Origin of the sequence: Streptomyces sp. NPDC001339 (genome assembly GCF_042895955.1) — a bacterium.
In the GTDB taxonomy this organism is placed as follows: domain Bacteria; phylum Actinomycetota; class Actinomycetes; order Streptomycetales; family Streptomycetaceae; genus Streptomyces.
Map to the genome: position 1 here is coordinate 81,103 of NZ_JBIAWT010000001.1, position 16,766 is coordinate 97,868.

12 protein-coding genes are annotated in these 16,766 nt (G+C 72.5%); 4 read left to right on the forward strand and 8 right to left on the reverse strand.

The features are described 5' to 3' along the window. Positions 1 to 167: 167 nt before the first annotated feature. Positions 168 to 1,943, reverse strand: coding sequence for a PucR family transcriptional regulator (locus ACFY12_RS00330; RefSeq protein ID WP_390713461.1), 1,776 nt, complete (start codon positions 1,941 to 1,943; stop codon positions 168 to 170). Positions 1,944 to 2,104: 161 nt separating this feature from the next. Then, positions 2,105 to 4,306: an ATP-binding protein gene (locus tag ACFY12_RS00335; protein WP_390713462.1), complete on the reverse strand. Its 2,202-nt coding sequence runs from the start codon at positions 4,304 to 4,306 to the stop codon at positions 2,105 to 2,107. 332 nt (positions 4,307 to 4,638) lie between these two features. Between ACFY12_RS00335 and gabT the strand changes: the two genes are divergently transcribed. Together gabT and ACFY12_RS00345 are read left to right on the forward strand one after the other, a co-directional pair. After that, the gene (gabT, locus tag ACFY12_RS00340) at positions 4,639 to 5,988 is read left to right on the forward strand and encodes a 4-aminobutyrate--2-oxoglutarate transaminase (protein WP_390713463.1); all 1,350 of its coding nucleotides are present in this window, start codon (positions 4,639 to 4,641) and stop codon (positions 5,986 to 5,988) included. A gap of 426 nt (positions 5,989 to 6,414) precedes the next feature. Then, complete coding sequence (locus ACFY12_RS00345) at positions 6,415 to 7,143, forward strand: phosphatase PAP2 family protein (protein WP_390713464.1); 729 nt, start codon at positions 6,415 to 6,417, stop codon at positions 7,141 to 7,143. Between the two features lie 29 nt (positions 7,144 to 7,172). On the opposite strand, the gene ACFY12_RS00350 is transcribed toward ACFY12_RS00345, so the two are convergent. The 6 genes from ACFY12_RS00350 to ACFY12_RS00375 all read right to left on the reverse strand — a co-directional run bounded on the left by ACFY12_RS00350 (position 7,173) and on the right by ACFY12_RS00375 (position 14,507). Continuing rightward, positions 7,173 to 8,588 carry an NAD(P)/FAD-dependent oxidoreductase gene (locus ACFY12_RS00350; protein WP_390714321.1) on the reverse strand — a complete coding sequence of 472 codons (1,416 nt, stop codon included), beginning with the start codon at positions 8,586 to 8,588 and terminating at the stop codon, positions 7,173 to 7,175. A 20-nt stretch (positions 8,589 to 8,608) separates the two neighbouring features. After that, the gene (locus ACFY12_RS00355; protein ID WP_390713465.1) at positions 8,609 to 9,403 is read right to left on the reverse strand and encodes an ABC transporter permease; all 795 of its coding nucleotides are present in this window, start codon (positions 9,401 to 9,403) and stop codon (positions 8,609 to 8,611) included. After that, positions 9,403 to 10,329, reverse strand: a complete 927-nt coding sequence (locus ACFY12_RS00360; protein WP_390713466.1) for an ABC transporter permease — start codon at positions 10,327 to 10,329, stop codon at positions 9,403 to 9,405. The genes ACFY12_RS00355 and ACFY12_RS00360 overlap by 1 nt, the downstream gene beginning before the upstream one ends. After that, positions 10,326 to 11,489 (reverse strand): ABC transporter ATP-binding protein, encoded by a 1,164-nt coding sequence (locus ACFY12_RS00365; protein ID WP_390713467.1) that lies wholly within the window; start codon positions 11,487 to 11,489, stop codon positions 10,326 to 10,328. Before ACFY12_RS00365 ends, ACFY12_RS00360 begins: the two co-directional genes overlap by 4 nt. Before the next feature lie 151 nt (positions 11,490 to 11,640). Beyond that, a complete protein-coding gene (locus ACFY12_RS00370; protein ID WP_390713468.1) occupies positions 11,641 to 12,888 on the reverse strand; it encodes a spermidine/putrescine ABC transporter substrate-binding protein in 1,248 nt (415 codons plus the stop codon). A 101-nt stretch (positions 12,889 to 12,989) separates the two neighbouring features. Next, the gene (locus ACFY12_RS00375) at positions 12,990 to 14,507 is read right to left on the reverse strand and encodes a gamma-aminobutyraldehyde dehydrogenase (protein ID WP_390713469.1); all 1,518 of its coding nucleotides are present in this window, start codon (positions 14,505 to 14,507) and stop codon (positions 12,990 to 12,992) included. A gap of 212 nt (positions 14,508 to 14,719) precedes the next feature. Between ACFY12_RS00375 and ACFY12_RS00380 the strand changes: the two genes are divergently transcribed. Both ACFY12_RS00380 and ACFY12_RS00385 read left to right on the forward strand, forming a co-directional pair. Further along, a complete protein-coding gene (locus ACFY12_RS00380; protein ID WP_390713470.1) occupies positions 14,720 to 15,373 on the forward strand; it encodes an NADAR family protein in 654 nt (217 codons plus the stop codon). Between the two features lie 118 nt (positions 15,374 to 15,491). Beyond that, positions 15,492 to 16,631 carry an adenosine deaminase gene (locus ACFY12_RS00385; RefSeq protein ID WP_390713471.1) on the forward strand — a complete coding sequence of 380 codons (1,140 nt, stop codon included), beginning with the start codon at positions 15,492 to 15,494 and terminating at the stop codon, positions 16,629 to 16,631. Positions 16,632 to 16,766: the final 135 nt, after the last annotated feature.

Here is a 16,766-nt window from a genome sequence, read left to right on the forward strand (position 1 = left end):
AGCCAGGGCGTGGAGCCAGGGCACGACACGGCACTGCGCTGATGAACCTGGCTCCACGGTAGGGGCGCGGGACCGCCACGGCGTTTGTCCGAAGCGGCGTAATCAGGGGGTGTGTCTCTCCGCGGTGGAGGGGGCGCCCCTGTACCGCGGCCACAGGGGACCTGTCGTCACTCCCCCTCCATGGCCGACATCGCCTTGAGCGCCAGCCACAGCTCCATCCGTACGTCCGCGTCGTCCAGCGACCGGCCCAGGATCTCCTCCACGCGCCGCATGCGGTAGCGCAGCGTATGACGGTGAACGCCCAGGTCGGCGGCGGCCGCGTCCCACTGGCCGTGCCGGGCGAGCCAGGCGCGCAGCGACGCCACCAGGTCACCGCGCCCGGTCGCGTCGTGCTCCCGCAGCGCCCGCAGCAGCCCGTCCGCGAAGGCCCGTACCGCGTCGTCGGCGAGCAGCGGCAGTACGGACCCCGCCGCCACGTCCTCGTGCTCGACCAGCGCCCGACCGCGTCGACGGGCCACCGACAGCGCCTGCTCGGCCTGCCGGAAGGCGTTCGCGGCGGCCGTCGGCCCGGTCGGAGCGGACAGTCCGACGGCCACCCACGGCCCGCCGCGGCCCGCGTCGGCTCGTCCCGGCCGGCCGTGCGGACGCGCCTGGGCGCTCGCCCGGGCCTCCGCCTGGGCCTCCGCCTGGGCGGCGTACGCGGCACAGCCGTCCGCTGCCGCGCCGCCGTCCGTGACCAGCGCGATCAGCCGGCCCCCGTCGGGGACCGTGAGCACCGCCTCGCCGGTCCGCGCCGCGGCGGACTCCATCGCGTCGGCCAGTCCGTCCAGCGCCCCGGATCCCGCGCCCGAGGGCCCGGACGCGGACGCAGAGGTGGGCGCGGACGTGGGCGTTGCCGACGACGGGGACGACGGCACTGGTGGTGCGGACGCGCCGGAGGACGAGGAGGTCTCCGCGGCGGCGGCCGCACCGGACGGCACCGGCCGTTCCTCCGCCGCCACCGGCTCGGCGACCAGCATCCGGAACGGAGTGTCCAGCAGGTCTCCGTAGAGCCGCCCCGCCACCGCGCGTGCGTGGTCCGGCTCGCCCGCGAGCAGCATCTTGAGCACCGCGGCACCCAGCCGCTGCTCGGCGTCCTGCAGCGCCCGGGACCGTTCGGTGGTCAGCGTGAGCAGCGCGACCGCGGAGTGCACGGCGTACCGCCCGGCCGTCCCGAGCGGCGCCCCGGTCCCCACCGCGAGCACCCCGCGCGACCGCCGCCCCGTACCCAGCGACTGGAGCTCCACCCGGTCGTCGCCCTCCGCATCGCTGACCACGGCCGTGGCGGGCGCGGGCCGTTCCCGCAGCCGTGCCACGTCCCGCGCGAGCCGGGCCGCCCGGCGCGCGGCCCAGTCGGGAGCGACCGCCACCACGGCCCCCGACGCGTCGTAGAGCGCCGTCCAGCCGTCCAGGTGCGCCGCGAGCCGGGCCAGCAGCCCCTCCGGGCCGTCCGCGCTCAGCGCGGCGCGGGTCAGCTCCCGCTGCGCCTCGAAACCGGCGGTCACCGCCCGGTACTGGTCGGCGGCCACGGCGGCCGACACCGCCTTGCTGATCGCGATGAACGGGGTCCGGCGGGGCACCGCCAGCAGGGGCAGCTCCCGTTCCCGCGCCGCCGCGACCAGCGCCTCCGGAACGTCCTCGTAGTTCACGCCGACCGCGAAGCCCAGGCCGACCACCCCGGCGTCCGCGACCCGCCGGACATAGCTGCGGGTCGCCTCGGGGTTCTCCGCGTCGAGCTTGAGCGCGGTGATCAGCAGCAGCTCGCCGCCCTCCATGTACGGCACCGGATCGATCAGCTCGCTGGCGTGCGCCCAGCGCACCGGGACGTCCAGCCGCTCCTCACCCGCGAGCACGGTCAGCTTGAGCGCGGTGTGGTTGACCAGGGAGGCGAGGGTGTGCGGCATAAGACCTTCGATGGCTCCGATGATTCCGATGACTGCTGGCTGGTGACTGGCGGCTGCGCCGGGGAAATGCGCCGACCCGTACGAACAACCCCTGTCGATTCTGCCTCAGCGGATGAATCCCGGGGAGACCCAGGAGCCTCGGCCACTCCCTGGCCCCGCTCTCAGGGCCGCAGGTCCACGAGCACCGGCGGAGCCGACTCCCCGCTCACCGCGGTCACCGACAGCACCGCGTGCCCGGCCGGGACGGAGTTGGCGAGGTCGGAGGCGGACCAGCGCTCCCGCTCCACGGTGCGGACGGTGATCGCCTTGGCCGTGGCCGCCTTCCCCGTGACCAGGTGGCGGAAGGCGTGGAACACCTTCATCGCGGCGCCCTCGGCAATGATCTGACGGTCCGTCACATCGCGGGTCTCCACCCACTCCTTGCCCCAGACCTCGGCGAACCGCGCACCGTCCCAGGTCGTGACGCCCGCGAACGCCATCCGGCAGCCGACCGCACCCAGCAGCGTGCCGCGCAACGCGTCGGGGACGTCGTCCAGGGAACGCAGGGTGAGCACCGCTCCGGCGTTCGCCGAGCGCAGCCGCTGCAGCCCGCGGAGCGCCTCCGCGGTGAGGGTGCGGGCGGCCTCGTCCAGCACCAGACAGGCGAACAGCGAACGGTCGGTACGGGCGACGGCGCACTCGGTGAACTGCGCGAGGACCAGTCGGGCGAGGATCCGGGAGGCCTCCGCGTGGCCGCGCTCGGGAAGCTCGATCCGGACCCGGAGGGGGTGGTCGAGGGCGCGCAGCGAGACCTGCCGGGTGCGGCCCGTCGGGTCGAAGAAGGCGGCGAAGGCGGGCCGGTCCAGGAGGGCGATGCGGTCGGCCAGGAGGACGGCGAGGTCGCCGGGGCGCTCCGCCTGACGGGCCCGGGCGTCCAGTTCGCGCAGCAGCGTGTGGGCTCCGGCGTGCTCCAGGGCGGTGCGCAGCGCGGCGATCGCCTCGGGCCCGCCGTCCAGCAGTTCGCGGAGCTCGGGCACGGCGGGGAAGCGGTCGTGGGCGGCCCGGAAGGGGCCGAGCAGCTGGGCCAGTACGATCGCCGCCCGGCGGCTGTCGCCACCGGGTAGCTGCTCGGCGAGGTCGCCCACCAGCGCCTCGGCGAGCACGCCCGCCGCCTCGTCGGGATCGGTGGTGCCCCCGTAGAGGTCGAGGTCGCACTCCGGGTCGGGGCGGCCGACCCGGACGACCACGTCGAACGCCTCGTCGGGACCGAGGTCGGACCCGGCCGGCCCGACGGCGATCACCGCGCACTGCCCGGCCAGCGCCTGCAGGCACATCGACTCCACGACCGGTTTGACGACCCGGGTCGTCTTGCCGCAGCCGGCGGGCCCGACGGCGAGCAGCGACGTGCCCAGGACCCCCGGCCCCAGGGCGCAGCCGACGCCGCGGTGCTGGTACGGGTTGCGGGGGTGGTCCACGGCCGTGCCGATGCGGACCTGGTGGGCCAGCAGGTCGTGGTGGGCGGCCCGGCGGGGCAGGTCCCGCAGCCCCGAGGGGTGCGCACAGGCCGCCGCGCCGTACCGGAGGACGGTGTCGGTGAACGAGGCGAGGGAGTTCCGGCCCGACCGGACCGAGCGCCAGGCGCGCTGGATCCTCGCCACGTCCACGTCGTTCATCCGGCCGGCGCGGGCTTCGGCGGCGAGCCTGTCGGCCGCGTCCGGGGCACCGTGGGCCCGCAGTTCGGGCCACTGCGCGGGGTCGGCGGCGGGCTCGGGCACGGCGGCGGGCGCGGTGTCGCGGAGGCGGCGGACGACCGGCCCCAGCACCCGGCGGGCGAGCTCGGGCCAGCGGCCGATACGGCCGAAGACGACCGCGAGGAGGGCCACGACCAGCCCGTAGTAGACATACGTCGCCCAGACGAAGGCCATCTGGCCGCCCGCCTCCCGCCAGGAGTCCGGGGTGAGGACGAGCAGCGGCCAGAGCCAGTAGTCGCCGAGGTACTCGTTCGACAGCAGCGACCACACCAGCCACCCGCACAGGAACGAGATCAGCGCCCCGGCCACCAGCTGGCGCCCCGGTACCCGGTCCGGTTCCTCCGGCGGCTTCGGCCGGTGCCCGTACGTCCAGATGCCGGGCGCCGCCGCCGGCCGCGGGGTGCGCAGCCAGCGGAGCACCGGCGGCTCGGGGGCGGCGGCGCCACCGGGCGGCGCGGCGGGCCCGGCCACCACCGGGACGGGCGGAGTACGGGGCGGGGCCGGAGTGCCGGGCGCCGCGGCCGGGGGGACCGGCGGGGCCGCGGGGCGCGGCACGGTGGGTTCGGACCGGTGCGCTCCGCCGGGCGGCCGGGAAGCGGGGTGCTGTGCGTCGTGCGTGCCCTCGGTGTCCATCCGGTGCCCCTCGTCCCCCTTGAGCCGTGGCCTGTGGTGTGGTCGGGCGGCGGCCCGGCCGGCCGGGCGCCCCGGCCCTCGTCGTCCCTTGTCGTCCCGTGTCTTCCCGTGCTCGCGCCCGCCGGTTCCGGGCACGCCGCCGCTCAATCTACTGGCCGCAGGGCGTCGCTATGTCCGGTGCGGACAACGCAACACGCCCACTTCTCCCGAACGGAACATGCCCCGCCCGCCGGGCCGCCCCTAACCTGCGAGAACAAGACCGAACAAGAGCAACGAACACGAGCACCGCACCAGACCTCGGTACGTTCCTCGCCGCACCCCAGGAGACTGCCATGACCGAACTGTCCGGAGGCCCCGGCCTCCCCCAGGAGCGTCGCGTCGTCACCCCGATCCCCGGCCCGAAGTCGCAGGAGCTGTGGGCCCGTAAGCAGGCCACGGTCGCCGGCGGTGTCGGTGCCGTGCTGCCCGTCTTCGTGAAGCGCGCGGGCGGCGGCGTCCTGGAGGACGTGGACGGGAACTCCCTGATCGACTTCGGCTCGGGCATCGCGGTGACCTCGGTCGGCAACAGCGCCGAGGCAGTCGTCCGCCGAGCCACCGCCCAGCTCGCCGACTTCACCCACACCTGTGCGATGGTGACGCCGTACGAGCCGTACATCGAGGTCTGTGAGCAGCTGGCCGAGCTGACCCCGGGCGACCACGCGAAGAAGTCGGCGCTGTTCAACTCGGGCGCGGAGGCGGTGGAGAACGCCGTCAAGATCGCGCGGGCGTACACCAAGCGCCAGGCGGTCGTCGTGTTCGACCACGGCTACCACGGCCGGACGAACCTGACGATGGCGCTGACCGCCAAGAACATGCCGTACAAGCACGGCTTCGGCCCGTTCGCGCCCGAGGTCTACCGGGTACCGCTGGCCTACCCGTTCCGCTGGCTGACCGGCCCGGAGAACTGCGCGCAGGAGGCCGCCGACCAGGTCATCACGCAGATCACCAAGCAGATCGGCGCGGAGAACGTCGCCGCGATCATCATCGAGCCGGTGCTCGGCGAGGGCGGCTTCATCGAGCCGGCCAAGGGCTTCCTCCCGGCCGTCGCGGAATTCGCGAAGGAGAACGGGATCGTCTTCGTCGCCGACGAGATCCAGTCCGGCTTCTGCCGCACGGGCCAGTGGTTCGCGTGCGAGGACGAGGACATCGTCCCGGACCTGATCACGACCGCCAAGGGCATCGCGGGCGGTCTGCCGCTGGCGGCCGTCACCGGCCGTGCGGAGATCATGGACGCGGCGCACGCGGGCGGTCTCGGCGGCACCTACGGCGGTAACCCGGTGGCCTGCGCCGCGGCGCTCGGCTCCCTGGAGACCATGCGCGAGCTGGACCTCAACGCCAAGGCGCGGCGGATCGGCGAGATCATGAAGGCCCGGCTGACCGCGATCGCCGAGAAGTACGACATCGTCGGCGAGGTCCGCGGCCGTGGCGCGATGATCGCGATCGAGCTGGTCAAGTCCGGTTCCAAGGAGCCGAATCCGGAGGTCACCGGCGCACTGGCGAAGGCCTGCCACCAGGAGGGCCTGCTGGTGCTGACGACCGGTACGTTCGGCAACGTGCTGCGCTTCCTGCCGCCGCTGGTCATCGGGGAGGACCTGCTCAACGAGGGTCTGGACATCCTCGAGGCGGCCTTCGCCAAGATCTGAGCTCCGCCGGGCCGGGCGGCGGACGTGTGCAGGGCCTGTGCCGGACGCCCCTGGCCGAAGGCTCAGCGTGAAGAAGATGTGCGGGGCCGATGGCGGCCGGGTAATGCGGCTGTCGGGTGCGCTCCCCGTGCCGTACGGTTTCTGCAGATGAGAGAAACACCCCGCTCGCAGGGGACTGCGGGCGACGCCCGGTCGGCGCCACCCCGGCTCCGGTCAGGCCGTGCCCTCGCGCACGACTCCGGGACCCCTGGCACAGGCGGCTCCGGGAATCCTCACGGATCGGATGTCCGCCCGCCCCATACCCCCCGGGGCGCGCGGGACACCGGTCACCGCGGCCGCCTCGGAACCACCCCCCCTGTTCCGAGGCGGTCGGCTTCTCGGCGGTCTTTCCGCGGCGCGCGTTCCCCGCACTCCGGTGTCCTGCCCGTGGTTCTCCTCAGCGGGCTGCTCTTCGCGGTGCTCACCTGGCAGGTGGCGGTCCACGGACCGCTGCGTGCGCTCGACGAGCGGCTGGGCCGCGCCGTCGCGGGCAGCGGACTCCCGTCCTCCGTCGCCGAGTTCCTCGCCGATCTCGGCAATGCGGTCGTCGCACTGCCGGTGCTGGTGGCGGCGATGGCCTGGGCCGCCCGGCGCGGGTGGCGGGAGCGGCGGCGAGGCAGGGGGAGGCCTGAGGGGCAGGGGCACCACGCGCGCTGGTGGCTGCCGCCGCTCGCCGCCGGGCTCGCGTTCGCCGCCGTACCCGCGCTGGTGGTCCCGCTCAAACTGTGGCTCGCCCGGCCGGGGCCGCCACGTATGGCGGGCGGCATGCAGGACGGCTTCTATCCGTCGGGGCACGGCGCCACGGCGGCGGTCGCGTACGGCCTGGCCGCGATGCTGCTGGTCCGGGGACGGGAGCCGGGCCCGCGACCGGGACGGGGACCCGGGCCGGGACGGAGGTGGGCGCGGCGCCTGGTGGTGCCCGTGAGCGTCGCCGGGGTCGTCGTGCCGGTCAACGCCGGGGTCGGTGTGGGCCTGGTCCGCAGCGGCTACCACTGGCCGCTGGACGTACTGGGCAGCTGGTGCCTGGCGGGGGTGCTGCTCGCGGTGTGGTGCGCGGTGTGCGACCGGTGGGGGCCGGGGCGCGGGCGCCAAGGCTCGCGCTCCGGCCCCCTCTGAGACCCGCGCGCCCCCTCACTGACCTTCCGTCAGCTGTCGAACCCCAGCCCCAGCCGGTCCATCGCCCTCAGCCACAGGTTGCGCCGGCCGCCGTGGGTGTCCGCGCGGGTCATCGACCACTGGGTGAGGCCGATTCCGGCCCAGCGCAGCGGTTCGGGCGGGAAGGGGAGCGGCTTGCTCCGCACCATCTCCAGTTCCGTGCGCTCGGTGTGCTCACCGGCGAGCAGGTCGAGCATCACCTCGGCGCCGAACCGGGTCGCCCCCACGCCCAGCCCCGTATAGCCCACCGCGTAGGCGACCCGGCCGGCGTGGGCGGTGCCGAAGAACGCCGAGAACCGCGCGCAGGTGTCGATGGCGCCGCCCCACGCGTGGGTGAAGCGCACGCCGTCCAGCTGCGGGAAGCAGTGGAAGAAGTGCCGGGCGAGCTTCTCGTAGGTCGCCGGGTGGTGGTCGTACTCGGCCCGTACGCCGCCGCCGTAGCGGTAGACGATGTCGTAGCCGCCCCACAGGATGCGGTGGTCGGCGGTGAGGCGGAAGTAGTGGAAGTGGTTGTTGCTGTCGGAGAGGCCCTGGCGGTTCTTCCAGCCGAGAGCGGCGAGCTGCTCGGCGGAGAGCGGCTCGGTCATCAGGGCGTGGTCGTAGACCGGGACGACGTACGGGCGTACCCGGCGGACCAGTGAGGGGAAGGCGTTGGTGCCGAGCGCGACATGGCGGGCGAAGACCCGGCCGTAGGGGGTACGGACGGCCATGCCCAGGCCTTCGGAGGCCAGCGCGGTGGCGCGGGTGCGCTCGTAGATCCGGACGCCCAGGCCGAGGCAGGCCTCCTTCAGCCCCCAGACGAGCCGGGCGGGGTGGAGCATGGCGACGCCGTCGCGGTCCCACAGGCCGGCGCGGAAGATCGGTGAGTCGACCTCGGCGCGCAGCTGGTCCTGGTCGAGGAAGAGGTGCCGGTCCAGGCCGAGCCGGGCAGCGGCCTCGGCGGTCTCCTGGAGTTCGGCGATCTGGTGGGGCTCGGTGGCGATGTCGATCTCGCCGGTGCGCTCGAAGGCGCAGTCGATGCCGTAGCGGGCGAGGGTGTCCTCGATGGCGTCGAGGTTGCGCATACCGAGCTCTTCGAGCCTGGGGAGTTCGCCGGGCCAGCGGGCCAGGCCGTTGCCGAGGCCGTGGGTGAGGGAGGCGGCGCAGAATCCGCCGTTGCGCCCGGAGGCGGCCCAGCCCACCTCGGCGCCCTCGATGAGGACGACATCGCGCTGCGGGTCGCGCTCCTTGGCGATCAGCGCGGTCCAGAGTCCGGAGTACCCGCCGCCGACGACCAGCAGATCGCAGGTCTCGTCGCCGACCAGGGCGGGCAGCGCTTCGGGGCGGAGCGGATCGTCCAGCCAGAAGGGGGTGGGGGCGGCGTCCGCGAGCGCGTGGACGGGGGACGCTCCGGAAGGGTGCGACATGGCAGCTCGTGCCATGGTTCTCAGCTCCTCTGGCTCCTTTTGCGGCGGTTTCCGGCCAGTTGGCCGACGAGTACGCAGAGCACGGCGACGAGGAACATCGCCGTACCGATGACATTGATCTGAACGGGTGTGCCCCGCTGCGCCGATCCCCAGACGAACATGGGAAAGGTCACGGTGGAGCCGGCGTTGAAGTTGGTGATGATGAAATCGTCGAAGGAGAGCGCGAAGGAGAGCAGCGCGCCGGCGGCGATACCGGGGGCGGCGATCGGCAGCGTCACCCGCAGGAAGGTCTGCAGCGGTGTGGCGTAGAGGTCCTGGGCGGCCTGCTCCAGCCGCGGGTCCATGCTCATCACCCGCGCCTTGACGGCGGTGACGACGAAGCTCAGGCAGAACATGATGTGCGCGATGAGGATCGTCCAGAAGCCGAACGGGATGGCCATGTTGAGGAAGAGGGTGGCCAGCGAGGCGGCCATCACGACCTCGGGCATCGCCATCGGCAGGAAGATCAGGGTGTTGACGCCGGCCCGGGCGCGGAAGCGGTACCGGGCCAGCGCGAACGCGATCATGGTGCCGAGGACAGTCGCGCCGAGGGTGGCCCCGACGGCGATCCGCAGGCTCAGGCCCACCGAGCCGCACAGGTCGGCGACGCCGCACGGATCGGTCCAGGCGTCCGTGGAGAAGCGCTGCCACTGGTAGTTGAAGCGGCCGTTGGGCTTGTTGAAGGAGAAGACCAGCACGATGACGTTGGGCAGGACCAGGTACGCCAGCGTCAGCAGGCCCGCGATGACCACCAGGTTCCGTCGTAGCCGGCGCATCAGACCAGTTCCTCCGTCCCTGACTTGCGGATGTAGAGGGTGACCATGGCGAGGATGGCCGCCATCAGGATGAAGGAGAGCGCGGCGGCGGTCGGGTAGTCCAGGACCCGCAGGAACTGCGACTGGATGACGTTGCCGATCATCTTCTGGTCGGTGGAGCCCAGCAGCTCGGCGTTGATGTAGTCACCGGCGGCCGGGATGAAGGTGAGCAGGGTGCCGGCGACGACACCGGGCATGGACAGCGGGAAGGTCACCCGGCGGAAGGTGGTGGCCGGGCGGGCGTAGAGGTCACCGGCCGCCTCGTGCAGCCGGGGGTCGATGCGCTCCAGTGAGGTGTACAGCGGCAGGACCATGAACGGCAGGAAGTTGTAGGTGAGACCGCAGACCACCGCGAGCGGAGTGGCCAGCACCCGGTGCCCTTCGGTGAGGCCCAGGGCGCTGGTGACGTCCAGGACGTGCAGCGTGTTCAGCACACCGACGACCGGCCCGCCGTCGGCCAGGATCGTCTTCCAGGCCAGCGTACGGATCAGAAAGCTGGTGAAGAACGGGGCGATGACCAGGATCATCACCACGTTGCGCCAGCGGCCGGCCTTGAAGGCGATGAGGTAGGCCAGCGGGTAGCCCAGCAGCAGGCAGAGCGCGGTGGCGACGGCCGCGTAGCCCACCGAGCGGAGGAACTGGGGCCAGTACTCGCCGATCGCGTCCCAGTAGGTGGCGAAGTGCCAGGTGACCTTGAAGCCCTCTTCGAGGGAACCGGTCTGGACCGAGGTCGACGCCTGGTAGACGAGCGGGGCGGCGAAGAAGACGATCAGCCACAGGATGCCGGGCAGCAGCAGCCAGTAGGGGACGAGCCGTCTGCGGACGGGCGGTGTGCGGACGGTGAGCGTGTCCTCGGGGGTGCCGGGAGCCGGCCGGGTGGCGGTCACGCCGCCTCCTCGTCGCGGTCCGCTCCCGCGCCGATGTCCTGGGCGGCGTCGAGCCCGAAGGTGTGCGCGGGGCTCCAGTGCACGACGACCTCGGCGCCGGGGACCAGCCGCCCGTCCCGCTCGATGTTCTGCTCGTAGACGGCGAGGCTGCCCGCGCCCCGGGTGCGTACCACGTACTGCGTGCTCACCCCGATGAAGCCGGCGTCGGTGATGGTGCCGGGGACGCGGTTGCGGCCCTCGGCGACGGCACCGGCGTCGTCGGCGTGCGCCAGCGCCATCTTCTCGGGCCGTACCCCCGCCAGGACCTTGCCGCCGGTGCGCACGGTCGCGGCGCACCGCCCGGCGGGCAGCCGCAGCCTGGCCTCGCCCGCCCTGACGAGGAGGTCGTCGCCACCCGTGTCGACGACTTCGGCCTCGATGAGGTTGGAGCTGCCCAGGAAGTTGGCGACGAAGGTCGTGGCGGGGTTCTCGTAGAGGTCGGCGGGCGCGCCGAGCTGTTCGACCCGGCCGCCGTTCATCACGGCCACGGTGTCGGCCATGGTCATGGCCTCCTCCTGGTCGTGGGTGACATGCACGAACGTGATGCCGACCTCGGTCTGGATGCGTTTGAGCTCCAGCTGCATCTGGCGGCGCAGCTTGAGGTCGAGGGCGCCCAGCGGCTCGTCGAGCAGCAGCACCTGGGGGTGGTTGATCAGCGCCCGGGCGACCGCGACCCGCTGCTGCTGGCCGCCGGAGAGCTGCTGCGGCCTGCGGCGCGCCAGGGGGCCGAGCTCGACGAGGTCCAGCATCTCCTCGACCTGCTTCCTGACGGACCTGATGCCCCGGCGGCGCAGGCCGAAGGCGACGTTCTCGTAGATGTCCAGGTGCGGGAAGAGCGCGTAGTTCTGGAAGACGGTGTTGACCGGGCGCTTGTAGGGCGGCAGGGCGGTGACGTCCCGGCCGTCCAGGGTGAGCGTCCCGGTGGTGGGCTCCTCCAGTCCGGCGATCATCCGCAGGGTGGTGGTCTTGCCGCAGCCCGAGGCGCCCAGCAGCGCGAAGAAGGAGCCCGCGGGGACGGCCAGGTCGAGGGGGTGGACGGCGGTGAAGGAGCCGTAGGCCTTGCTTATCCCCCGGAGGCGGACGTCGCCGCCGCTGCGCCGGGGGGTCGCGGTGTGGGTCATGTCGGTCGTCCCGTGGGTCGGAGGGCAGTACGGCTCGGGCGGGCGTGAGGTGGGGGGGGTGGCGGCTCAGGCACGGGGCGCCGGCAGGGGGCGCGGCCACCGCCGGGGTGTCAGCCCGGGTGACGGCGGTTCAGGCCCCCGTGAGCGCGGCTCATGCCCCGGTGAGGGCGGCGAACTTCTCGCTGAATCGCTGGTTCTCCTCGGTGGTCAGCGTGCGGAAGGTGTGCGACTTCCCGGCCATCTCCTTGTCCGGCAGGATCAGCGGGTTGCCGGCCGCCGCCTTGTCGATTCTGGCCAGCTCCTCCCGTACGCCGTCGACCGGGCAGGAGTAGTGGATGTACGCGGCGAGCCGGGCCGCCACCTTCGGCTCGTAGAAATAGTCGATGAGCCGCTCGGCGTTCCGCTTGTGCCGGGCCTTGTCGGGCACCATGAGGTTGTCGGTGGACGTCATGTATCCGGCCTTCGGGATGGCGTACCGGATGTCCGGGTCGTCCTGCTGGAGTTGGACGATGTCGCCGGCCCAGGCCACGCAGGCGGCGAGGTCGCCCTTGGTCAGGTCGGACGTGTAGTCGTTGCCGGTGAAGCGGCGGATCTGCTTGCCGTCCACGCCCTTCTGCAGCCGGGCGACCGCCGCGTCGAAGTCGTCCTCGGTGACGTCCTCGGGGCGCCTGCCCATGTCCAGGAGGGTCAGGCCGACCGAGTCCCGCATCTCGGAGAGGAAGGCCACCCGGCCCTTGAGCCGCGGATCCTCCAGCAGCTGGCCGACCGAGTCGACCTTCCTCCCGCCGGTGGCCCGCACGTTGTACGCGATGATCGCGGGGATGCCCTGCCAGACGTAGGAGTACGCCCGGCCCGGATCCCAGGTGGGGTCACGGTACTGCGCCGAGAGGTTGGCGTGGGCGTGCGGCAGGTGGGCGGGGTCCAGCCGCTGGATCCAGCCCAGGGAGATCATCCGTGCGCACATCCAGTCGGTGAGCACCATCAGATCGCGGCCGGTGTCCTGGCCGGCCGCCAGCTGGGGCTGGACCTTGCCGAAGAACTCGTCGTTGTCGTTGATGTCCTCGGTGTACTTGACGGTGATGCCGGTGCGCCGGGTGAAACCGTCCAGTGTGGGGTGGCGCTTGCCGTCGTCGCTGACGTCCATGTACTCCGCCCAGTTGGAGAAGCTGATGCGCTTCTCCGCCCGGGAGTGGTCCTCGGTCCGGCCGGCGTCGGTACGGCCCGCGGGCGGGATTCCGCAGGACGCCAGGGCACCGAGGCCGCCGGCCGCGGCCGCCGCGGCACCGCCGGCGCGCAGCAGCGAGCGGCGGGTCATGGCCAGCCGGCCGTTGACGGCGCTCCGGCGCAGGGCGAGGAGTTCGGCCGGTGACAGGGGTCCGGGCTGCCGGTCGTACTCCATGCGCGCTGCCCCTTCCGGACTTCTCGACTTCTCGGGTCTATGGGACGTCCCAGGTCGATGGGGCGTATCGGATCGATGGGACGTCTCAGGTCCACAGGACCTCACCCACGGTCTCCGAAGACGGTGCGGTGCCAGCCCTTCCTGGCCACCGCGGTGTTGTCGTACATGACGTGCTTGACCTGGGTGTACTCCTCGAAGGAGTAGGCCGACATGTCCTTGCCGAAGCCGGACGCCTTGGCTCCGCCGTGCGGCATCTCGCTGATGATCGGGATGTGGTCGTTGACCCACACACAGCCGGCGTTGATCTCGCGGGTGGCACGGCCGGTGCGGTAGACGTCGCGGCTCCAGGCGGAGGCGGCCAGCCCGTACGGGGTGTCGTTGGCCAGCGCGATGCCCTCGTCGTCGCTGTCGAAGGGCAGTACGGCCAGCACGGGTCCGAAGACCTCGGACTGGACGATCTCGCTCTCCTGCGCGGCCCCGGCGATCAGGGTCGGCCGGTAGTACGCGCCCTTGGCCAGCTCCCCCTGCGGCGCCTCACCGCCGGTGACGACGGTGGCGTATCCGCGCGCCCGGTCGACGAAACCGGCCACCCGGTCGCGCTGGGTGTGCGAGATCAGCGGGCCCAGGTCGGTGGACGGGTCGAAGGGGTCGCCGACCCGTACCGTCGCCATCAGGTCGGCGACACCGCTGACGAACGCGTCGTGGAGCGGGCGCTGGACGTAGGCACGGGTGGCCGCGGTGCAGTCCTGTCCGGTATTGATCAGCGCCCCGGCCACCGCCCCGTGGACGGCGGCCTCCAGGTCCGCGTCGTCGAAGACCACGAACGGCGCCTTGCCGCCCAGCTCCAGATGCAGCCGTTTGACGGTGCCGGTGGCGATCTCGGCGACGCGCTTGCCGACCGCGGTCGACCCGGTGAAGGAGGTCATGGCGACGGAGCGGTGGCCCACCAGGTGCTCACCGGCGTCCCGGCCGGCCCCGGAGACGATGTTGAGCACACCGTCCGGGAGCCCGGCGCGCCGGGCGGCCTGCGCGAACAGCAGCGAGGTCAGCGGGGTGATCTCGGCGGGCTTGAGGACGATGGTGTTGCCCGCGGCGATGGCCGGCAGCACTTTCCAGGCGGCCATCTGCAGCGGATAGTTCCACGGTGCGATGGAGCCGACGACGCCGATGGGTTCCCGGCGGATGACGGAGGTGTGGTCGGCGCTGTACTCGCCGGCCGCCCTGCCCTCCAGATGGCGGGCGGCACCGGCGAAGAACGCGGCGTTGTCGACCGAGCCCGGCACATCGAACTCGCTGCTGAGCCTGATCGGCTTTCCGCAGTTCAGCGATTCGGCGAAGGCGAGGTCGGCGGCGTCCTCGGCGAGCGCGGCGGCGAAGCGGTGCAGGACGTCGGAGCGTTCCCCCGGCGTGGCCCCGCCCCACTCCGGAAAGGCCCGGGCGGCCGCCTCGACCGCCGCGTCCACGTCCGCCGGACCGGCGAGAGCGTACGAGTACACCGTCTCGCCGGTCGCCGGGTCCACGACCGCCTGGGTCCGGCCGGAGGTGCCGCCGCGAAGACTGCCCGCGATGAACTGCGCGCCCCGGCCGAAGCGCTCGGTGACGTCGAATCGGTGCTCCATGGTGCTCTCCTCCGCCGGGCGCCAGGACCGCTCCGCGGCACTGCCTGGCGTAGCTGCTTCCGGAAGTGATGGCCGATCTTGACAGAGCAAAGCGGCCCCAACAAGTGATTCCGTTGTTGCCTTTTGGTTACGCGACGAATTCTGCGGTTCTCCGCAATGCCTGCCCCTGACAGCCCCGACACGTTGTCAGTACCCGCTGACAGAATCCCGGCATGATGCACGACAGTACGGGGGCGATCATGGGGATCACGGACGGACAGGCCGCGAACGAACGGCCCGCGGACGGACAGGCCGCGGACGGACCCCGCTCGGTCGAGGACCTGCGCCGCGGGTCCGCCGCCGGCACACGCTGGAAGTACGTCCATTTCTGGGGGCACAGCCCACGGCGCGACGGGAGCCTGGGCCCGAGCTGCTTCAGCCAGTGGTGGCCCGCCCCGTTCACGGTCGACGGGGTCACCTACGCCACCGCCGAGCACTGGATGATGGCCGGCAAGGCCCGGCTCTTCGACGACACGGAGGCGGAACAGCGGGCGATAGCGGCGGGCCACCCCCAGCAGGCGAAGAACGCCGGGCGCATGGTCCGCGGCTTCGACGAGGAGACCTGGCGGCGGCACCGCTTCGGCCTGGTCGTCGAGGGCAGCGTCCACAAATTCGGCGGACACCCCGAGCTGCGGGAGTTCCTGCTGGGCACGGGCTCCCGGGTACTGGTCGAGGCGAGCCCGCTGGACCGGATATGGGGCATCGGCCTCGCCGCCGATGACGTACGCGCCACCGACCCGGAGCGCTGGCGGGGGCTCAACCTGCTGGGCTTCGCGCTGATGGAGGCGCGCCGGCGGCTGCGCGCACCGGCGAGCCCGGGGCAGTAGCGCCGACGCGGCCTTCCCGACGGGACGGCAGGACCTCGCCCGGTGCCTCCGTCCTCCGCCCGGCCGCCCCCTGACCACCACCCACCTGGCCGCCTCCGCCGCCCCGGGCCCGCATAGCATGACCGGGCCATGCCGTCCCGCGTGCACCGAGCCGCCTTGCGCGCCCCGGCGGACAACCGACCGCGCAACACCGGACCGACGCCACGCACCACCGACCGACCAGGAGGATCCGTTGTCCGATCTCGATGCCTTCATCGCGGGCCTGCCCAAGGCGGAGCTGCACGTCCACCACGTCGGATCGGCCTCACCCCGCATCGTCGCCGAGCTCGCCGCCCGGCACCCGGACTCGACCGTCCCCACCGACCCCGAGGCGCTGGCCGACTACTTCACCTTCCGCGACTTCGCGCACTTCATCGAGGTCTACCTCTCCGTCGTGGACCTGATCCGCGACGCCGAGGACATCCGGCTGCTGACGTACGAGGTCGCCCGGGACATGGCCCGGCAGCAGATCCGCTACGCCGAGCTGACCGTCACGCCCTTCAGCTCGACCCGCCGCGGCATCCCCGACGCGGCGTTCGTCGAGGCCATCGAGGACGCCCGCAAGGCCGCGGAGGCCGAGCTGGGTGTCGTGCTCCGCTGGTGCTTCGACATCCCGGGCGAAGCCGGCCTGGAGTCCGCGGAGGAGACCACCCGGATCGCCTGCGACCTGCAGCCCGAGGGCCTGGTCTCGTTCGGCCTCGGCGGCCCCGAAATCGGCGTCCCCCGCCCGCAGTTCAAGCCGTACTTCGACCGTGCGATCGCCGCCGGCCTGCACTCGGTACCGCACGCCGGTGAGACCACGGGCCCCGGCACCGTCTGGGACGCCCTCAACGACCTGCGCGCCGAGCGCATCGGCCATGGCACCAGCGCCGCCCAGGACCCGAAACTGCTGGCACACCTCGCCGAGCACCGCATCCCGCTGGAGGTCTGCCCGACCTCCAACATCGCCACCCGCGCGGTGCGCACCCTGGAGGAGCACCCGGTCAAGGCGATGGTCGACGCGGGCGTACTGATCACGATCAACAGCGACGACCCGCCGATGTTCGGCACGGACCTCAACACCGAATACAGCATCGCCGCCCGCCTCCTGGGCCTCGACACACACGGCGTGGCCGCCCTCGCCAAGAACGCCGTCGAGGCCTCCTTCATGGACACCCCCGCCAAGTCCCGGCTGACAGCCGAAATAGACACCTACACGGCCTCCTGGCCAACCTCCTGACGAGAAGTCACGACGAAGATGACGATGACGACGATGACAAAGAGCAGGAACAAATAACTCTCCGTAATCGTTGCCGGAAAAGAAGGAAGGAGGCACCACACGGCAAGGGCCGGACACCGCACCACACGGCGAACA

What these genes read in the sequence shown, in the direction of transcription:
- ACFY12_RS00330 (WP_390713461.1), bottom strand. Translation starts at nt 1,943, where the DNA reads ATGCCGCACACCCTCGCCTCCCTGGTCAACCACACCGCGCTCAAGCTG.
- ACFY12_RS00335 (WP_390713462.1), bottom strand. Translation starts at nt 4,306, where the DNA reads ATGGACACCGAGGGCACGCACGACGCACAGCACCCCGCTTCCCGGCCG.
- gabT (WP_390713463.1), top strand. Translation starts at nt 4,639, where the DNA reads ATGACCGAACTGTCCGGAGGCCCCGGCCTCCCCCAGGAGCGTCGCGTC.
- ACFY12_RS00350 (WP_390714321.1), bottom strand. Translation starts at nt 8,588, where the DNA reads ATGTCGCACCCTTCCGGAGCGTCCCCCGTCCACGCGCTCGCGGACGCC.
- ACFY12_RS00355 (WP_390713465.1), bottom strand. Translation starts at nt 9,403, where the DNA reads ATGCGCCGGCTACGACGGAACCTGGTGGTCATCGCGGGCCTGCTGACG.
- ACFY12_RS00365 (WP_390713467.1), bottom strand. Translation starts at nt 11,489, where the DNA reads ATGACCCACACCGCGACCCCCCGGCGCAGCGGCGGCGACGTCCGCCTC.
- ACFY12_RS00370 (WP_390713468.1), bottom strand. Translation starts at nt 12,888, where the DNA reads ATGGAGTACGACCGGCAGCCCGGACCCCTGTCACCGGCCGAACTCCTC.
- ACFY12_RS00375 (WP_390713469.1), bottom strand. Translation starts at nt 14,507, where the DNA reads ATGGAGCACCGATTCGACGTCACCGAGCGCTTCGGCCGGGGCGCGCAG.
- ACFY12_RS00380 (WP_390713470.1), top strand. Translation starts at nt 14,720, where the DNA reads ATGATGCACGACAGTACGGGGGCGATCATGGGGATCACGGACGGACAG.
- ACFY12_RS00385 (WP_390713471.1), top strand. Translation starts at nt 15,492, where the DNA reads ATGACCGGGCCATGCCGTCCCGCGTGCACCGAGCCGCCTTGCGCGCCC.